The following is a 17,694-nucleotide window of genomic DNA, read 5'->3' as shown; positions in this document are numbered from 1 at the left end:
TTTTACACCTTCTTTCTTAAGCTTGCTATATAAAATCCGTCCGTGCCAAAATAGTGCGGCAATATTTGAAGCTGTCCATCAGCAGCAAATTGTTTTGCAGGCTTCGGCAAACGGTCTGTTAATGAATGATCGAGTTCGTAATCCATGTGTTTTTCTAAAAATGCTTGTACGACTTGTCCATTTTCTTCATGATCAATTGTACATGTGCTATAGATTAGTGTACCATCTTTTTTCAATAAAGGTGCGACTGATGAAAGAATTGCCAGCTGAATTTCTGACAGACGCTTAACATCCTCTTCCGTTTTTGAATATTTAATGTCCGGTTTTCGGCGGATAACACCAAACCCAGAACAAGGTGCGTCCACTAAGATTTTATCAAACTGGCCGTTTTCAAAGCGGGTATGGGCATTTCTGCTGTCCAGCGCTTCTGTCTCGATATTGGTGAGCTGAAGACGGTCTGCCTGTTCTTTAATCAATTTCACTTTGTGCTCATGCAGATCAAGCGAATGGACGTAGCCAGTGTTCTCCAAAATCTCAGCAATATGAGTTGATTTGCCTCCAGGTGCAGCGCAAGCGTCCAGCACATTGTCGCCTTTTTGCAACCCAAGCGTTCTTGCCACGAGCATAGAGCTTTCATCCTGGATTGTGAAGAAGCCCTTTTTAAATTCTTCTGTTTTAGCAAGATTTCCCTTCAGGCTTTTAATTGCTTCATCTGTAAGGTCGCCTTTTTCGGTTTGAATCCCTTTTTCAGCAAGCCTTTCCATCAGTTCCTCAGGTGATTGCTTCATTTGATTCACACGTGCGGTCACGCTTGGCGGTGTTAAGTTTGCCTCGCACATTTTTCTTGTCTCGCCGGCTCCAAGCTGGGCGATCCAGCGCCGAACAAGCCAGACAGGATGGCTTGTTTCCACAGCAATCCGTTCCGCTTCATCTTTTATAGAATCAAAGGCTGGAACACCTTCACGCTGAAGCGACCTTAAAATGCCATTTACAAAAGAGGCAATTCCTTTATGTCCCCGGGATTTGGCAATCTCCACCGCTTCAAATAATACGGCCCTCTCCGGCACACGGTCCAAATAAACCATTTGATAGACAGAAAGGCGAAGCAGGTTCATTACCCACTGTTCAGTTTTTTTGGCATTTTTCATAAACGGCGCCAGGTAAAAATCAATCGTATCCTTGCGCTGCAGGGTTCCATACACCATTTCAGTCAGCAGCGGAATGTCGATTTCCTTCACATGGTTCTTCTTTATCATGGAATTTAAAAGAAGATGACTGTACGCCTGATTTTTTTCAATTGTCAGCAGTGTTTCTAAAGCAACCTCACGGACATTATTTGTTTTCTTCATTTTGCTCTCCCAACTTTATTCCTGCTTGCATTTGCGTGCCTCTCAAAAAATCTTCTCCGCTCATCTTTTTCTTCCCTGATGGCTGCAGCTCTGTAATTTTGATTGCCGTGCTGTCTCCAGTTGCCACAACAATACCATCAGAATCGATTCCAATTACTGTACCGGGTGCTGCTGTATTTTTATTTGGGATTTTTTCACCCCACCAGATCTTTACTGCCTGGCCATTCAGGTGGGTATAGGCAACCGGCCATGGATGGAGACCGCGGATGTGATCATAGATTTCCTGGCCGCTTTTCGTCCAGTCAATTTTCTCTTGTTCTCGCTTAATATTTGATGCGAATGTTGCTTTTTCATTATCCTGCTTGCGGGGAGTCAGTTTTCCTTCAAGCAGTGCAGGCATCGTTTCTGCCAAAAGATCAGCTCCGGCAGCACTCAATTTATCATGAAGAGTGCCTACATGATCACGCTCTTCAATTGTCACCTCTGCCTGAGTCAGGATATCACCGGCATCAAGTTTTTCAACCATGTACATGATCGTGATGCCCGTTTTCTTTTTGCCCTGAAGGATGGAATAATGAATAGGCGCTCCGCCTCTTAGCTCAGGAAGCAATGATGCATGAACATTTATGCAGCCGAACTGCGGCGCTTCTAATAATTCATTCGGCAGAATTTGACCGAATGCAGCGGTTACGACCAGGTCCGGTTTAAGAGCAAGCACCTGCTCAAGCTCTTTTTTATCTCTTATTTTTTCCGGCTGAAGCACAGGAATATTCTGCTTTTCCGCTTCTACTTTTACAGGAGGAGGTGTTAACGTTTTTTTGCGGCCTTTAGGACGGTCAGGCTGAGTTACAACCCCAACAACTTCATAGTCTTCTGCCACCAGTCTTTTTAAAACAGGAACAGAAAAATCAGGCGTTCCCATAAAAACAATTCTTGTCATGCCAATCATCCTTCCAATTCTTCTAACTCTTCTTCTTTAAGATATTTTTTCACCTTGGCAGTAAACAGGATTCCATGCAGGTGATCGATTTCATGCTGGATCGCTCTAGCTAAAAAACCATTTGCTTCTATGACAAATGGTTTGCCTTTTCGGTTTTGAGCTCTGACTTTAACAAAATCGCTGCGCTCTACTTCTCCATATAATCCCGGGAAGCTTAAGCAGCCTTCTGGTCCTGTCTGAGAACCGCGCTTTTCTATAATAACGGGATTAATCAGTTCGATTGTTCCATGTTGGTCATCTATATCAACAACAGCAGCTTGAATGGGAATTCCCACTTGAGGAGCTGCAAGGCCCACTCCGTCAAGTTCAATCATTGTATCATACATGTCTTTTAATAACTTTGACAGCTTTCTGTCAAAGACGGTGACAGGTTCGCAAACTTGCTCGAGCACTTCTGCCGGGTGCAATACAATTGGTTTAATAGCCAATGAAACATCCTCCAGGTTTGTCTTTATTTAAATATAATTTTTTTGCATTGACGGCAAGCGAAATCGGCCAGCTACTAGGCAAGAAACTCGTCATGCTTGAGCTATGCAGGCGCTTCCCTTTTCTATTCATTAGTTTAGACGCATATGAAGCATCTAAACCCTACATGAGTGTATTTGGATTTAAATCAATACTGATGGATAATTGATTTTTATTCATATCCTGCTGATAACGTTCGATAATCATTTTAAGCGATGCGTGCAGATTTTCTTCCCGCTTGTATTTTATCATGCATTGATACCGATATCTATCGTTTATCCTTGGAATAGGTGAAGCTACAGGTCCAAGAATCTGGACGGTATCTGAAAGTCTTTGATTCAGATGCTTCGCAATTTTCTCAGTTACGGAAACAGCCTTCAGGAGATCGGGATGAGAAACAGTTACTAATGCAAGATAGTAAAAAGGAGGATAGGCATGCTGCTTTCTTGTAAGCATTTCCTGATTATAAAAAGAATCATAATCATGATGGCTTGCAAGCTGAATGCTGTAATGCTCAGGTGAATAGGACTGAATGACAACTTCACCCGGTAATTTGTGCCTGCCTGCTCTGCCGCTTACTTGTGTCAGAAGCTGAAAGGTTTTTTCAGCTGAGCGGAAATCAGGCAAATGCAGCATCGTATCTGCAGTTAAAACTCCTACAAGGGTTACATCGGGAAAATCCAGCCCCTTAGCAATCATTTGCGTTCCTAAAAGGATATCTGCCTCTTTATTGCCAAACTGTGTCAGTAACTTTTCATGAGAGCCCTTCCGTCCGGTCGTATCTACATCCATACGGATGATTCTTGCTTCCGGCAGTACTTTTGCAAGCTCTTCTTCAACCCGCTGGGTTCCCGTTCCAAAGAAACGGATATGTTCGCTGCTGCATTCAGGGCATACCTTTGGCATCGGCTCCTCATGCCCGCAATAATGGCATTTTAATTGAGATCCATGTTTATGATAGGTTAATGAAATATCACAATGCGGACAGCCGGTCACACAACCGCAGTCTCTGCACATGACAAAAGAAGAATAGCCCCGTTTATTTAAAAATAAGACGGATTGCTCCCCTTTTGCCATACGGTCCTGAAGCTTCTCAAGCAAAGAAGATGAAAACATGGTTCTGTTCCCGCTTCTTAATTCATCCCTCATATCAATCACTTCAACTTGGGGCAGCGGACGATTGTTGACACGTTCTTTTAAGGCAAGCAGCTGATAAACTTCTTTTCCTGCTCTTGCAAAGGATTCTAGTGAGGGAGTTGCACTCCCCAAAACAACAGGACATTCATGAAATTTTGCACGGTAAATGGCGACATCCCGCGCATGGTAGCGTGGATTCTCTTCTTGCTTATAACTTCCTTCGTGTTCCTCATCAATAATAATCATACCAAGATTAGTAAAAGGAGCGAACACCGCAGATCTTGCTCCAACGACAAGTTTTACCTCACCGCGATGAATCTTTCTCCATTCATCGTACTTTTCTCCGACTGAAAGACCGCTGTGCAGCACGGCCACAAGCGAACCGAATCTTCCTTTAAATCGATTGACCATTTGCGGAGTAAGCGAAATCTCAGGAACGAGAACGATCGCTTCTTTCCCCTGCCTCAGGACCGCCTCGATAGACTGCAGATAAACCTCTGTTTTCCCGCTTCCTGTTACGCCATACATTAAAAACACATCATGCCGGTTTTGTTCAACCGAGGTCAGGATTGGAGTAATCGCAGTCTGCTGCTCAGCTGTCAGTGCAAGCGATTCTGTCTTTTTGAAGGTGCGGTCCTCATAAGGGTCACGATAAACCTCTATATTCTCTTCCCTTAGCAATTTCTTCTTAATGAGCGTTTTCACAGGAGAGTCTGTTATGTTCAATTGCAAAAGGAGTTCCTGAAGCGGCACAGATATACCGCTGTTTTGAATAAAGTAATCAAGAATGAGCTTTTGTTTTGCTGCTTGCGCAGAACATAAATCTGATTCTTTTTTTAGTTCGTCTAGATCAGTATTTGAAGTGATGTACTTTTGAGTCTTTTTTTTATTCTTTTGTTTTACTTGATAAATAACTTCAAGGACTCCCCGTTCGATTTCCATTTGAAATTCTTTTACAGAGTCGCTTTTTTCGATGTCTTTCCAATAAATGCTTTTTCTGCTTTGAAACCATGGAAGGACTTTTGGATGAAGGTTTGGTCTGTATTCCTCAGAAACAAGGACAATTTCCTTCTCATATTTCGCTTTCATCGCAGCCGGCAGCATGGCCTGGAAAGCTGAAATCTTGAAGCATAACGTTGTTTGAGTAAGCCAATGGCCGATACCCAGCAGTTCCTTTGTTAATGCAGGCGTGATATCCATCACTTCAGCGATTGGCTTTACCCGTTCAAATTCACTTTCATTTTTAAGGCCAATCACAAACCCCTGAACTTTGCGGGGGCCAAATGGCACGATTACACGCATTCCGGGTTTAATAAAACCTGTCCATTTATCAGGAATCCGATAATCAAATGCTCTGTCTGTCTGCATCGCTTTCACATCAACGATTACGCTGGCAAACCTCATGATTTATACTCCTTTATTAAAACGGCTGACTTCTTCTAAAATTTTCTTTGCTACTTCTTGCTTAGATAGCACAGGAAGCTCAATTTTTTCTCCGCTCTTTTTGTACATTGTCACAATATTTGTATCTGTCCCAAAACCAGCTCCAGCGAGCGTTACGTTGTTAGCCACAATCATATCCAGATTTTTTTTCCGGAGTTTTCTTAATGCATAGTCCTCCACATTTTCCGTTTCAGCAGCGAATCCGACTAGAACCTGATTTTCTTTTCGCTCTCCAAGGTCCTTTAAAATATCTTTTGTACGTTCCATTTCTATGGTTAAAGGTCCGTCCTGTTTTTTCATTTTTTGATCAGAAACGTTGCGAGGACGATAATCTGCAACTGCCGCAGATTTAATGACAATATCCATTTCACTGTAGCGTTTCAATACTTCCTGATGCATGTCTTCCGCTGATTCAACTTTAATGACCCCCACTCCTGAAGGAGGAGCAATCGTGACAGGACCAGAGATTAATATAACCTCAGCACCCATTTGATTTGCCGCTTCTGCAATGGCATAGCCCATTTTCCCTGAAGAATGATTGGTAAAATAACGGACGGGATCTACCTTTTCACGGGTTGGACCCGCAGTAATCATAACTTTCCTGCCTTTTAAAGGCTGAATTTCTTTACCAGCAAAAAATCCTTCTATTAAAGAGACAATTTTCTCAGGTTCTTCAAGTCTTCCTTTCCCGACATATCCGCAGGCTAAATAGCCTTCGCTTGGCTCAATAAATTGATACCCATATTGGGATAACGCGAGTATGTTTTTCTGAACAGCCGGATTGTCATACATATGAACATTCATAGCAGGAGCAATCCAGACCGGTGCAGTTGTCGCAAGCAAAGTAGTTGTCAGCATATCGTCCGCGATTCCATTTGCTAATTTACCGATTGTATTAGCAGTGGCCGGAGCAACCACAACCAGATCTGCCCAATCCGCAAGATCGATGTGTGAAATAACTGCAGGATTTTTCTCGTCAAATGTATCAAAATAAACGTCATTTCTTGACAGAGCCTGAAAGGTCAACGGGTTGACAAATTCACGTGCTGAGCGTGTCATGATTACTTTAATTTCAGCTCCAGCCTGAATGATTTTGCTTGTTAAGGCTGCTGCTTTATAGACGGCAATTCCTCCGCTTACGCAAAGGAGAATTTTCTTTCCCTTCATTTCACATTCCCCCACCAAAGTCATTGTACCTATTATAGCTGCGAATCATGCAGAAGAACAAAAGCGGAGGCGCCTTGGACAGATCCGACAGGCAGATTCGTTCTGACGGGGTTTTAGGCGCCTCATCTGGATGAGATAACTCAATTTCATCATCCACAGCCTATTAGCTTTATAAAATTCTTCAACTATGAAAAATAACAACCCAATTTGTTTCAGGTTGTTATTTTAAAGTGCCATTTAATTAGTCTTGTTTTTCATAATCCAGCAATCCTGAATTAATTTCTTCCAGTGCTTTGCCGACATATTTATAAGAGACAGGCTTCACGATTTGCTGATCATGATTTTCCTGCATTTCACGTGCGCGTCTTGCCGCCACTGTTACAAGTGTATATTTAGAATCAAGTTTGTTCATGAGTTTATCAATAGATGGATATAACATATTAATTATTCAACCTCCAGCATTTTCTTATAACGAAGTGCAATGCGATCACGTCTGCAATGTTCAGCTGTGACAATCGCCCGAATGCGTCCGCAGGCAAGATCGACCTGATCATTTTCAACGACGTAATCGTAAGCATCCATCATCTCAATTTCTTCTTTAGCAACCTTCATGCGATTATTGATGATATCCTGTGATTCCGTTCCGCGGGTGACAATGCGGTTTTTAAGCTCGCTTAAGCTTGGCGGCATAAGGAAGATGAATAACCCTTCCGGAAATGCCTTTCGCACCTGCAATGCTCCCTGAACTTCAATTTCAAGGAAAACATCTCTTCCCTCGCTTAACGTTTTCTCCACATAGTCAATCGGCGTTCCATAGTAATTGCCGACGAACTCTGCCCATTCCAATAAACGTTCTTCTTTAATTAATTGTTCGAATTCTTCTTTTGATTTAAAGAAATAATCAACTCCGTCAACTTCTCCTTCGCGCGGCTTGCGCGTCGTCATGCTGATGGAATATTGAAAATCTGTATCATTCTGTGAAAAGATAGCCTTTCGCACAGTACCTTTACCAACACCAGAAGGACCCGAAAGCACGATGAGTAATCCTCTTTCTTTCATATCCAGAACTTTCCCTACCCTTCATCTGTTAACTCGTCTTTATTTGAAAGCCTGTGGGCAACCGTTTCGGGCTGTACCGCAGATAGTATAATGTGATCACTGTCCATAATCACGACCGCTCTCGTTCTGCGTCCATATGTCGCATCAATAAGCATGGCGCGGTCACGAGCGTCTTGAATGATCCTTTTAATCGGAGCCGATTCAGGACTTACAATGGAAATAATGCGGTTGGCTGAGACGATATTGCCGAAGCCAATATTAATTAACTTAATACTCATCTATTCGCTCCCCCTAGTAAACGACAAAACTATTTTTGCCCTAATTGGCCCATTATAAACGATTTAACTGCTGTTTATTCAATATTTTGAACTTGCTCTTTTAATCTTTCTATGACACTTTTCAGTTCAACTGAACATTTGGCAATATCTTTGTCATTTGCTTTAGAACCGATTGTGTTCGCTTCTCTATTCAGCTCCTGAACAAGGAAATCTAATTTTCTTCCAATTGATTCTTCTTTTTGCATCGTTTCACGGAATTGTGAGAGGTGGCTTCTAATTCTCGTAATCTCTTCTGCAATGTCCGCTCTGTCTGCAAAAAGGGCAGCCTCTGTTATAATTCTGCTTTCATCAATTGCGCCTTCTGAGAGTTCGGCCATCTTTTTTTCCAGCCTTTGTTTATAGCGGATAACGACTTGAGGTGCATATTTCTCAATATCAGACACATATGATTCCAAAATTGACAGCTGCTTCAGCAAATCGCTTTTCAAATGTGCGCCTTCTGCCGATCTCATTTCTTTCAGCTTTTTTGCCGCATCCTGCACGGCTTCAAAGATCATAGATTGTATTTCTTCATTACCTTTTTCCTGTTCTCCAATTGTAAAAATATTGTCCAGCTCAAGGAGATCAGAAAGCTGCAATTCATTATGTAAATCATACCGGTTTCGCATCGAAGCAGCTGCCTGAACGTATTGATCAAGCAGGTTCCAATCAACTTCGATAAACCGGTCTGCCAATGATTCGCCTTCAATTGTTATGTATAATTCAACGCGTCCTCTATAAATGATAGAAGAGATCACTTTTTTGATTTTATCCTCAATGGACATCAATTGTCTAGGCATTCTTACGTTAATTTCAAAAAAACGGTGATTAACCGATTTCATTTCGGCTGTAATGGTCAGTTTATCATTCCCGATTGATGAACGCCCATATCCTGTCATGCTGCACACCATTTATTCCACATCCAATTCTTTGATCAAATCATAAGAAATGCTCCCTGGTTCTGTGCCAAAAAGAGCTTCTAACAAAAGAAAAGGTAATAGACTCAGCTATTACCTTTCGAATTATAGCATATTTTAACTTTTTTTTCTTGTTAAAAGTGACCCTGCCAGCAAAAAAGTTGGAATGGCTGATAATCCAAGCACCAAGAGCCAGTCTCGAGCCATGATTGGCACTGTATGGAATATCGGCTGCATCGGTGCGTAGTAGATTACTGAAAGCATCAGCAGCACGGATGAAATAACCGCGCCGACTAGATAAAGGTTCTCAAACGGATTTCTTAAAAATACTGAACGTTCGCTTCTGCAGTCAAACACATGAATCAATTGAGCCATGACCAATGTTGCAAACGCAATCGTCTGGGCATAAATTAAATTGTCAGGATCTCTGTGATAGACAATCATAAATGCCGCAAGGGTCACAATTCCGATCAGGAATCCCCTCGAAATGACTTTCCATCCAAGGCCCCGTGCAAATACCCCTTCTTTATGATGCCTCGGCTTCCTCTGCATTAAATCTCCCTCTGGCTGATCTAAACCGAGAGCCATCGCAGGCAGACCATCTGTCACAAGATTGACCCACAGGATCTGGATCGGAACAAGAGGCAGGGGAAGAGCGAGCAGCATGGCAAAAAGCATAACCAGAATTTCTCCAACGTTTGAAGCAAGCAGATATCTAATAAACTTTCTTATGTTTTCATAAATATTCCGGCCTTCTTTAATAGCAAGCTTGATCGTTGCAAAATTATCATCTACTAAAATAAGTGCAGATGCTTCTTTTGCTACATCTGTTCCTGTTATCCCCATTGAAATGCCAATATCAGCAGCTTTTATGGCAGGGGCATCGTTTACTCCGTCCCCTGTCATGGCAACTATGTGCCCTCTGTTTTGAAGCGCTTTTACTATTTTCAGCTTATGCTCAGGCGATACCCTTGCAAACACATAAATACCATCTACAATCTGTACAAGCTGTTCATTTGGCATAGCTGACAGAGCCGCTCCATCTATTACTTTTCCATTCGCCGGCAAGAGATCCAGCTGTTTAGCTATGGCTCTGGCAGTATTGACATGGTCACCTGTGATCATCACTGTTTTTATTCCAGCCTGTCTGCATTCTTTCACTGCTTGTTTCACTTCAGGACGCGGCGGATCGATCATTCCCTGCAGTCCTAAAAAAACCAAATTCTTTTCAGCTTCATGCTGATGATAAATGGCCTGGGCAGAGACAGGCTTAAAGGCAACAGCAATTGTCCTTAATGCTTGAGATGCCAGATTGTCGATTGCTTCATTTATTTTTGTTTCGTATTTTGCAGACATATAGTGCTGTTTTTCGTCCCATAGCACAAAATCTAATTTCTGAAGCAAAATATCCGGTGCACCTTTTGTGATAACAAAGCGCTTCCCGTTTTTATCCTCGATAATGACGCTCATCATCTTCCGAATTGAGTCAAACGGAAATTCTTCTATAATTTTAAATTGCTTTGACAGCGCTTCTTTTGAGAGTCCTGCTTTCATCGCCGCAACAACAAGTGCTCCTTCTGTCGGATCTCCGTCCAGAATGTAGTCATCATCTTTTTCATAAATGTTTGCTGTATTGCAAAGCATGCCGAATGTGAGAATTTGCTGAAGGGATTTATTATCCTTCACCAAAACCTTTTGTTCATTCACGAAGAATTCACCTTTAGGCTGATATCCTGCTCCGCTCAGCTGCCATTCGCGTCCGCCTGACCAAATATGAGTAACGGTCATCTTATTTTGTGTCATTGTCCCGGTCTTATCTGAACATATAACGGATGCACAGCCAAGCGTTTCAACAGCGGGCAGCTTTCTGACAATCGACCTTTGTTTGATCATCCTCTGAACACCAAGAGACAAAGCAACGGTTACGATGGCAGGGAGTCCTTCCGGAATTGCAGCCACTGCAAGAGACACACCTGCAAGAAACATATCATAAAGCTCATGACCTTGAATAACCCCGACGGCGACTACTAAAAAAGTTAACGCAAGAGCCACAACAATTAAGATTTTCCCGAGCTGCTCAAGTCTTCTCTGAAGCGGTGTTTCCAGAGTCTCAGCAGATTGAAGCAAGTCGGCAATCTGACCCATCGCCGTATTCATGCCCGTTGCAACAACAACGCCAACGCCATTGCCGCGCGTTACTAAAGTTCCCATAAAGGCCATATTGGTTAAATCCCCAATACCCGTATGACCATCTGACAAAGCATTCGTAAATTTAGAAACAGGAAGCGACTCTCCTGTTAAAGCCGATTCTTCTATCTCAAGGCTTTTTGCTTCGATTAAGCGAAGATCCGCGCCGATTCTGTCCCCGCTCGTAAATTTCACGATATCTCCAGGTACTAGATCCTTTGATTGAATTCTTGTCCATTCGCCTTCTCTGAGAGCCTGTACTTGAGGCGCTGACATCTCTTTTAATGCTTCAAGTGATTTTTCCGCCCGCCGTTCCTGAAAAAAACCAAGTATGCCATTAATTAAAACGATGGCAATGATTGCAATGGCATCAATATATTCGCCCAGCAGACCCGAGATCAGTGTTGCCGCTAACAAAACCAGTACCATAAAATCTTTAAACTGCTCCAGAAATAATAAAAATGCTGAAGGTTTTTCAGCTTCCTTAAGTTCATTGAAACCGTGATGCTTCACTCTGTTTTGAACATCTTTTTCAGTTAATCCGTTTTCTCTGCTTGTATTAATTGACTGAAGTACTTCTTCCGGTCCAATTTCATGCCATTTCATGAATTTTTTTTACACCTCTCAATACGTGGAATAGTAGGACAATCTCTTATAATGTCAATTTATTCAGCCCTGTCCAAAAAAATGCTATAATAATTTGAATGTGGAGATTTGATCCAACTTACCTATAGAAAAGGGTGCTTGCGATGTCATTTGATGGCATGTTTACATATGCAATAACAGAAGAATTGAAAAATGAACTGGCAAATGGAAGAATCTCAAAGATCCATCAGCCATATAAAAATGAACTGATATTTGTCATCCGGGCGAATGGGGGAAATCACCGTCTCCTGCTCTCAGCCCATCCAAGCTATGCAAGAATTCATTTAACAACTGAAAGCTATGAAAATCCTAGTGAACCTCCAATGTTCTGCATGCTGCTCAGAAAGCATCTCGAAGGCGGGGTCATTGAAAGAATCGGGCAAATTGAATTAGAACGGATTCTTTACTTTGATGTAAAAGGCAGAAATGAAATTGGCGACGTCACTTATAAACGCCTGATCATTGAAATAATGGGAAGACACAGCAACATTATTCTAATAGACCGTGACCGCAATATGATTCTCGACAGCATTAAGCACATATCACCTGCTGTAAATCGGCACCGGACCATTATGCCTGGTCAGGAATATGTTCTGCCTCCTGAGCAGAATAAACTGAACCCCTTTGAAGCGACAGAAGAAACCATTCTGCGCAAAGTTGATTTCAATTCAGGGAAATTAGATCAGCAGCTTATGCAGCAGTTCGCCGGAATATCTCCCCTGTTTGCAAAAGAGATTCTATTTAGAGCAGGGCTAGCCAGCCGGACCAGCCTGCCGGAATCATTTTTGAACCTCGTTTCAAACATCAAGAAAAGTGAAATTTCGGCAACAATGATTGAAACCGGTGAAAAAGAATACTTTTATATCCTGCCGCTTACTCACTTAAATGGGACCAGCAAGGTTTTCCCAACGATTTCAGAGATGCTGGACCGCTATTATTATGGAAAAGCAGCCCGTGACAGGGTAAAGCAGCAGGGAAATGATCTTGAACGTTTTGTTCAAAATGAACTGAAGAAAAATAAAACAAAAATAAAAAAACTGCAAGCCACGTTAAAGGATGCTGAAAAAGCAGAAAAATACAAGCTTCGCGGCGAGCTGATTACAGCAAATATGTATGCAATAAAACGCGGGGATAAAACGGCAGAGGTCATAAACTATTATGACGGAGAATTGGTCAGCATTACCTTGAACCCCCAAAAGACACCGTCTGAAAATGCACAGGCTTATTTTCAAAAGTACAACAAAGCGAAAAAATCTGTTGCGTTTGTGGAAGAACAAATCAGCCTGGCTGAAAATGAAATCCTCTATTTTGAAAACGTGTATCAGCAAATTGAATCCGCTTCTCCAAAGGACATTGAAGAGATTAGAGAAGAACTGATGGACGGCGGCTATTTAAAGAAGAAGCAAGTAAAGGGAAATAAAAAGAACAAGCCTGCAAAAATTGTCCTTGAAAAATATTCGGCAAGCGACGGAACGGAAATACTTGTCGGAAAAAACAACAAGCAAAACGATTACTTAACAAACAAAACAGCCGCACGGGATGATATTTGGCTGCATACAAAAGACATACCTGGCTCTCACGTTGTCATCCGCAGCCAGGAACCAAGTGAGGAAACGATTTTAGAGGCGGCCAATCTTGCAGCCTATTTCAGCAAAGCAAAAGGCTCAAGCTCAGTCCCGGTTGATTTCACAAAAATCCGGCATGTCAAAAAACCAAACGGATCAAAACCAGGTTTTGTGATTTATGACTATCAGCAAACCGTCTATGTGACGCCTGATCCGGATTTGGTGATAAAATTAAGAAAAGCATAGACTCAATTATGAGTCCATGCTTTTTTTGAAGTTAATAGAAAGAATAAAAATTTGCGCATTTATGTCCAGCGCAAGCGTCTAACTCCCCGGCCAGAACGAATCCGCCAAAAAAGTCAAAACCGGACTTTTTCAGCGGATTCTTAACTGTCTGTCGGTGCTTGCCAAGGCGCTTGCGCATTTCTAACAAGCTGATTCAGAAGTCTGCGCTTTTCATCCTGATGAAGGTCTGTTGCTTTAATTTTTTTCCGTTCATTAAAAAGATCTTCCAAGCGGTCAAAGAACGCGTCATCAAACTGATCAAAAAATTGCCCAGAAAGATCTTTTGCAAGTGATGGACTTGCCCCATCCGTTGACACAGCAAGCGTTAATCTTCCACGCTGATGAAACGAAGGAACCTGGACATTTCCAAGCTCCGACTCACCAGCAAGATTGACAAGCTGATGTTCACCCGCCTCCCTTGCTACCCAGGCATTTACTTCCTTGCTGTCAGTTGCTGCAACAATTAAAAACGCATCCTTGAAATCTTCTTTATCTGCTTCTTTTTGTATCCATTCAACTTGTGATTGAGCGTGGAGAAAGCTGATTTCATCAATCACATGCGGACTGATCACCTTTATTTTTGCACCCTGCTTTAAAAATACAGACAGTCTTCTATAAGCAATTTTTCCGCCTCCAATGATGACAACCAGGCGATTTCTGACATTAATCATTAATGGCAGCATCGCATTTGTCTCCATATCTGAAGGTATACATGGAATCATGATTATCAAGTGCAGACTGCACTCTCTCGGTAAAAACTTCTTCAACTTCAGAGTCGTAGCCTAAATACCGGCAAAGCTTGATTTTTTTATGGTCAAGCTTATTAACTTTTGTCTGAATTTCCCTCATAAGCAGCCCTGTAAATAATAAATAGGGCACTAGGAAAATCGTTTTTTCTTTGAGAAGCGACAGATTTGAAAGCATCTCATCAAGACTCGGTTTAGCAGCAGTCAGAAAGCAAATTTCCACATTACTGACACCGGATTCACTTTTGACTAGCCCGCTTATGGCAGTCAAATCTCGTACTGCGCCGGGGTCTGAGCTGCCGCGGCCAATCAGGACAATGATTGAGTCAGAATCAGGCCTGCCATGTTCATGCACTCTGTTCACGATGCTTATCGCCATCTTCTGGTGCACACCTATAGGCATACCATATGTAACGGCAACTTCCGGATAGTTTTCTTGAGCCTTTTTCACTTCCAGAGGAATGTCCTCTTTTGCATGTACAGCAGTAAGCAATAACAGAGGAACAACAGCAACGTGTGTGGCGCCTTGCTTGATGCATGAAGCGAACCCTTCTTCAATAGAAGGTTCAGCCATTTCAAGAAAGCAGATTTCCTGAATATCGGCATGAATATGCATTTGAGTTTTCTCGATAAAAGCAATGGCCTCATCACACGCTTCTTTCACACGGCTGCCATGGCACACATATAAAACCGCTTGTTTCATTTTATAACGCCTCACAGATTGGTAATTTCTCTTCAAACCACTTAATTTTCTCGCGGTAGCGTACAACTTCTCCGATTATGATCATGCTTGGATTTTTTATATTCTGTTCACGGACAACTTCAAGGATATCTTCAAGTGTGCCTGTAACTGTTTTTTGAACTTCAGTCGTTCCCCAATGGACCAGAGCAACGGGTGTGTCTTTGCTTTTCCCATTTTTCAGAAGCTGTTCCTGAATATACGGAAGGTTGCTGACGCCCATATAAATCGCTAATGTATCTATGCCTTTTGAGAGGCTTGCCCACTTCTCGTCTTCTTTTGCATCATTTTTGTGATGTCCTGTGACAAAAGCGACGCTTGCACTTACATCCCTGTGCGTGACAGGAATTCCTGCATATGCGGCAGCTGCTATGCCCGAGGTGATGCCAGGTACGATTTCAAACGGAATCTTCTGCTTTGCAAGTGCTTCTGCTTCCTCAGCACCGCGTCCGAATACAAACGGGTCTCCCCCTTTTAAACGGGTTACGATCTTGCCGCTTTTCGCATAACGGATTAAGAAGTGATGAATCGTTTCCTGCTTCATTAAATGATAGTCGGGAAGCTTGCCGCAATATATGAGATCTGCTTCCTTTTTGGCATAGGAAAGCAATTCTTTATTGACCAGGCGATCATACAAAATAACATCTGCATGCTGGATGCATTTGATGGCTTTTAACGTGATCAGTTCAGGATCACCTGGTCCTGCTCCTACTAAATAGACCTTTCCCATGTTCTGACTCTCCTAACTAACATGTAATTGACCGCGTGTTCATTTGAGGACAATTACCTTAAATGATGTAATGCTGTTCTTATAGAATAATATATCAATAAATTCAAAAACTTTTTGAGAATTTTTTTCTTTAATCTATAGCCCATAAAAGTAAACCTTTAGATTAAACCCTTTTCAATTAAGGCTTTCGTCAATTGTTTAACACATTCTTCTATTGAATATTTTTCTGTATCCAGGACAATTTCCGGATTCACAGGCTCTTCGTATGGTGCGCTGATGCCTGTAAAATGTTTGATTTCTTCGTTTCTCGCTTTTTTATAAAGCCCTTTGGGATCGCGTTTTTCGCATTCTTCAATCGAACATTTAATAAAGACTTCGAGGAATTCATCCTTTTCAACCAATTCTCTGACAAGGTCACGATCAGCACGGTAAGGGGATATAAAAGCTGTTAAGACGATTTGTCCGCTTTCAACAAACAGTTTCGAAACCTCTCCAATCCGTCTGATATTTTCCTTGCGGTCGGTCTCATTAAAGCCAAGATCCTGATTGAGGCCATGCCTCACATTATCACCATCCAGGACAAACGCCTGAGCGCCGCGGTCAAATAAAGTCCGTGCAAAAGCGTTCGCAACAGAAGATTTTCCGGATGCTGATAAACCTGTAAACCAGAGAATAAAGCTCTGGTGCTTATTTTTATCTCGTCTTTCTTGTTTTGAAATAGAGGATTCGTGCCATACAATATTGCTGCTCATCGATGTTTCTCCCTTCTTATGAAACGTCTTCTTTTTTAAGTCCGTTTATTAGAACTTCAATGACTTCCGGGCGGCTGAAAGTGCTAGGAGGAACCTCGCCGTTCCTGAGCATTTGCCTTACCTTTGTTCCTGATAGAATAATATGTGCCGAGCTGTCATGAGGACATGTTTTCGTTGTCGCCATTCCTTCGCATTTGCTGCAGTAGAAGCTGTGATCGAATTTCAGCGGCTTGATTCCAAGCTCCTGCTCCTCAAATTGATCAAAGATTTTCTGCGCATCATAGGTTCCGTAGTAATCACCTACACCTGCATGATCTCTGCCAACAATAAAATGGGTGCATCCGTAATTTTTCCGGACAATGGCATGAAAGATCGCTTCTCTTGGGCCTGCATATCTCATTGCTGCCGGAAAGACGCCGAGCTCAACCCGTTCTTCCGGATAGTAGTTTCTTAGAAGTACCTCATAGCTCTCCATTCTGATGGATGCTGAAATGTCATCAGATTTTGTTTCACCTACAAGCGGATTTAAGAATAATCCATCCACTGTTTCAAGGGCAGATTTTTGAATATATTCATGTGCTCTATGCACGGGGTTTCTTGTCTGGAATCCAACGACAGTTTTCCAGCCTTTGCTTTTGAAAATTTCACGCGTTTCAATTGGATCAAACGTGTATTGTTTAAATGGCTTTTCAGGTCTCTTTAAAAGAGTAATTTTACCGCCTACATAGACGTCTGCCCGTTCGTGCATTTTTTTCACGCCCGGGTGAGCGATGTCTGCCGTTCCATATACATTAAAGGCTTCAAGTGCTTTGTCAGGCTCATAAACATCTTCAACCTGTATCAGGCCATATACCTCGCCTTTGTAAATCAGTCTCGCTTTTTCGCCGACTAGTAATCTATCAGCCGTTCCCTTTGAAACAGGCAGTGTGATCGGTATGCTCCAGACAGTCCCTGAAGCAAGCCTCATATCATTTACGACCTGCTCATAATCTTTCTGTGAAAGAAATCCTTCGAGCGGGCTATATGCTCCAATTCCGATTAATTCCAAATCACTTAATGCCATTGCATCGATTTCAATTTCTGCAGAAATCTCCTGATATTTTTCCTCTGGGTTATACGATTGAATTAGTAATCCTCCGTGCGGCTGTAAACTCATTTTTCTATTTTCCTCCTAAACATACCCTTTTTAAG

Annotated in this window: 16 protein-coding genes; 1 reads left to right on the top strand and 15 read right to left on the bottom strand. The window is 42.1% G+C overall.

The annotated features are described in order from the left end of the window. Window positions 1-2: 2 nt before the first annotated feature. The 10 genes from rsmB to LIT25_10305 form a co-directional block, all read right to left on the bottom strand. The gene (rsmB, locus tag LIT25_10350) at window positions 3-1,349 is read right to left on the bottom strand and encodes a 16S rRNA (cytosine(967)-C(5))-methyltransferase RsmB (protein ID USK35653.1); all 1,347 of its coding nucleotides are present in this window, start codon (window positions 1,347-1,349) and stop codon (window positions 3-5) included. Then, window positions 1,333-2,289, bottom strand: a complete 957-nt coding sequence (gene fmt / locus LIT25_10345; GenBank protein USK35652.1) for a methionyl-tRNA formyltransferase — start codon at window positions 2,287-2,289, stop codon at window positions 1,333-1,335. Before fmt ends, rsmB begins: the two co-directional genes overlap by 17 nt. A gap of 5 nt (window positions 2,290-2,294) precedes the next feature. Next, complete coding sequence (gene def / locus LIT25_10340) at window positions 2,295-2,777, bottom strand: peptide deformylase (GenBank protein USK35651.1); 483 nt, start codon at window positions 2,775-2,777, stop codon at window positions 2,295-2,297. Between the two features lie 160 nt (window positions 2,778-2,937). After that, window positions 2,938-5,355, bottom strand: a complete 2,418-nt coding sequence (priA, locus tag LIT25_10335; GenBank protein USK35650.1) for a primosomal protein N' — start codon at window positions 5,353-5,355, stop codon at window positions 2,938-2,940. Between the two features lie 3 nt (window positions 5,356-5,358). Further along, a complete protein-coding gene (gene coaBC / locus LIT25_10330) occupies window positions 5,359-6,561 on the bottom strand; it encodes a bifunctional phosphopantothenoylcysteine decarboxylase/phosphopantothenate--cysteine ligase CoaBC (protein ID USK35649.1) in 1,203 nt (400 codons plus the stop codon). A gap of 241 nt (window positions 6,562-6,802) precedes the next feature. Beyond that, on the bottom strand, window positions 6,803-7,000 hold the full coding sequence (gene rpoZ / locus LIT25_10325; protein ID USK35648.1) for a DNA-directed RNA polymerase subunit omega: 198 nt from the start codon (window positions 6,998-7,000) through the stop codon (window positions 6,803-6,805). A gap of 5 nt (window positions 7,001-7,005) precedes the next feature. Beyond that, window positions 7,006-7,620 carry a guanylate kinase gene (gene gmk / locus LIT25_10320; GenBank protein USK35647.1) on the bottom strand — a complete coding sequence of 205 codons (615 nt, stop codon included), beginning with the start codon at window positions 7,618-7,620 and terminating at the stop codon, window positions 7,006-7,008. 14 nt (window positions 7,621-7,634) lie between these two features. Beyond that, complete coding sequence (locus tag LIT25_10315; protein ID USK35646.1) at window positions 7,635-7,898, bottom strand: DUF370 domain-containing protein; 264 nt, start codon at window positions 7,896-7,898, stop codon at window positions 7,635-7,637. 74 nt (window positions 7,899-7,972) lie between these two features. Further along, window positions 7,973-8,848 (bottom strand): YicC family protein, encoded by an 876-nt coding sequence (locus LIT25_10310; GenBank protein ID USK35645.1) that lies wholly within the window; start codon window positions 8,846-8,848, stop codon window positions 7,973-7,975. A 123-nt stretch (window positions 8,849-8,971) separates the two neighbouring features. Beyond that, window positions 8,972-11,647, bottom strand: a complete 2,676-nt coding sequence (locus tag LIT25_10305) for a calcium-translocating P-type ATPase, SERCA-type (protein ID USK35644.1) — start codon at window positions 11,645-11,647, stop codon at window positions 8,972-8,974. A gap of 143 nt (window positions 11,648-11,790) precedes the next feature. Here LIT25_10305 and LIT25_10300 point away from each other — a divergent pair, with 143 nt between their 5' ends. Beyond that, window positions 11,791-13,497 carry an NFACT family protein gene (locus tag LIT25_10300; GenBank protein USK35643.1) on the top strand — a complete coding sequence of 569 codons (1,707 nt, stop codon included), beginning with the start codon at window positions 11,791-11,793 and terminating at the stop codon, window positions 13,495-13,497. A 140-nt stretch (window positions 13,498-13,637) separates the two neighbouring features. Here the strand turns inward: LIT25_10300 and LIT25_10295 are convergent, their stop codons facing one another. The 5 genes from LIT25_10295 to sat all read right to left on the bottom strand — a co-directional run bounded on the left by LIT25_10295 (window position 13,638) and on the right by sat (window position 17,659). Continuing rightward, on the bottom strand, window positions 13,638-14,219 hold the full coding sequence (locus tag LIT25_10295) for a hypothetical protein (GenBank protein USK35642.1): 582 nt from the start codon (window positions 14,217-14,219) through the stop codon (window positions 13,638-13,640). After that, window positions 14,200-14,985, bottom strand: a complete 786-nt coding sequence (locus LIT25_10290; GenBank protein ID USK35641.1) for a sirohydrochlorin chelatase — start codon at window positions 14,983-14,985, stop codon at window positions 14,200-14,202. Before LIT25_10290 ends, LIT25_10295 begins: the two co-directional genes overlap by 20 nt. 1 nt (window position 14,986) lies before the next feature. Beyond that, window positions 14,987-15,751: a uroporphyrinogen-III C-methyltransferase gene (gene cobA, locus LIT25_10285; protein USK35640.1), complete on the bottom strand. Its 765-nt coding sequence runs from the start codon at window positions 15,749-15,751 to the stop codon at window positions 14,987-14,989. Between the two features lie 158 nt (window positions 15,752-15,909). Further along, window positions 15,910-16,503: an adenylyl-sulfate kinase gene (gene cysC, locus LIT25_10280; protein USK35639.1), complete on the bottom strand. Its 594-nt coding sequence runs from the start codon at window positions 16,501-16,503 to the stop codon at window positions 15,910-15,912. Between the two features lie 16 nt (window positions 16,504-16,519). Next, window positions 16,520-17,659, bottom strand: a complete 1,140-nt coding sequence (gene sat, locus LIT25_10275) for a sulfate adenylyltransferase (GenBank protein ID USK35638.1) — start codon at window positions 17,657-17,659, stop codon at window positions 16,520-16,522. Window positions 17,660-17,694 lie beyond the last annotated feature (35 nt).

The sequence above is a fragment of the Bacillus sp. F19 genome (assembly GCA_023823795.1).
Taxonomy (GTDB): domain Bacteria; phylum Bacillota; class Bacilli; order Bacillales; family Bacillaceae; genus Bacillus_P.
This window is presented reverse-complemented; position numbering and strand designations above follow the sequence as displayed.

What these genes read in the sequence shown, in the direction of transcription:
- sat (USK35638.1), bottom strand. Translation starts at nt 17,659, where the DNA reads ATGAGTTTACAGCCGCACGGAGGATTACTAATTCAATCGTATAACCCA.
- rsmB (USK35653.1), bottom strand. Translation starts at nt 1,349, where the DNA reads ATGAAGAAAACAAATAATGTCCGTGAGGTTGCTTTAGAAACACTGCTG.
- LIT25_10295 (USK35642.1), bottom strand. Translation starts at nt 14,219, where the DNA reads ATGCTGCCATTAATGATTAATGTCAGAAATCGCCTGGTTGTCATCATT.
- cobA (USK35640.1), bottom strand. Translation starts at nt 15,751, where the DNA reads ATGGGAAAGGTCTATTTAGTAGGAGCAGGACCAGGTGATCCTGAACTG.
- gmk (USK35647.1), bottom strand. Translation starts at nt 7,620, where the DNA reads ATGAAAGAAAGAGGATTACTCATCGTGCTTTCGGGTCCTTCTGGTGTT.
- priA (USK35650.1), bottom strand. Translation starts at nt 5,355, where the DNA reads ATGAGGTTTGCCAGCGTAATCGTTGATGTGAAAGCGATGCAGACAGAC.
- LIT25_10310 (USK35645.1), bottom strand. Translation starts at nt 8,848, where the DNA reads ATGGTGTGCAGCATGACAGGATATGGGCGTTCATCAATCGGGAATGAT.
- LIT25_10300 (USK35643.1), top strand. Translation starts at nt 11,791, where the DNA reads ATGTCATTTGATGGCATGTTTACATATGCAATAACAGAAGAATTGAAA.
- LIT25_10315 (USK35646.1), bottom strand. Translation starts at nt 7,898, where the DNA reads ATGAGTATTAAGTTAATTAATATTGGCTTCGGCAATATCGTCTCAGCC.
- LIT25_10305 (USK35644.1), bottom strand. Translation starts at nt 11,647, where the DNA reads ATGAAATGGCATGAAATTGGACCGGAAGAAGTACTTCAGTCAATTAAT.
- cysC (USK35639.1), bottom strand. Translation starts at nt 16,503, where the DNA reads ATGAGCAGCAATATTGTATGGCACGAATCCTCTATTTCAAAACAAGAA.
- coaBC (USK35649.1), bottom strand. Translation starts at nt 6,561, where the DNA reads ATGAAGGGAAAGAAAATTCTCCTTTGCGTAAGCGGAGGAATTGCCGTC.
- fmt (USK35652.1), bottom strand. Translation starts at nt 2,289, where the DNA reads ATGACAAGAATTGTTTTTATGGGAACGCCTGATTTTTCTGTTCCTGTT.
- rpoZ (USK35648.1), bottom strand. Translation starts at nt 7,000, where the DNA reads ATGTTATATCCATCTATTGATAAACTCATGAACAAACTTGATTCTAAA.
- LIT25_10290 (USK35641.1), bottom strand. Translation starts at nt 14,985, where the DNA reads ATGAAACAAGCGGTTTTATATGTGTGCCATGGCAGCCGTGTGAAAGAA.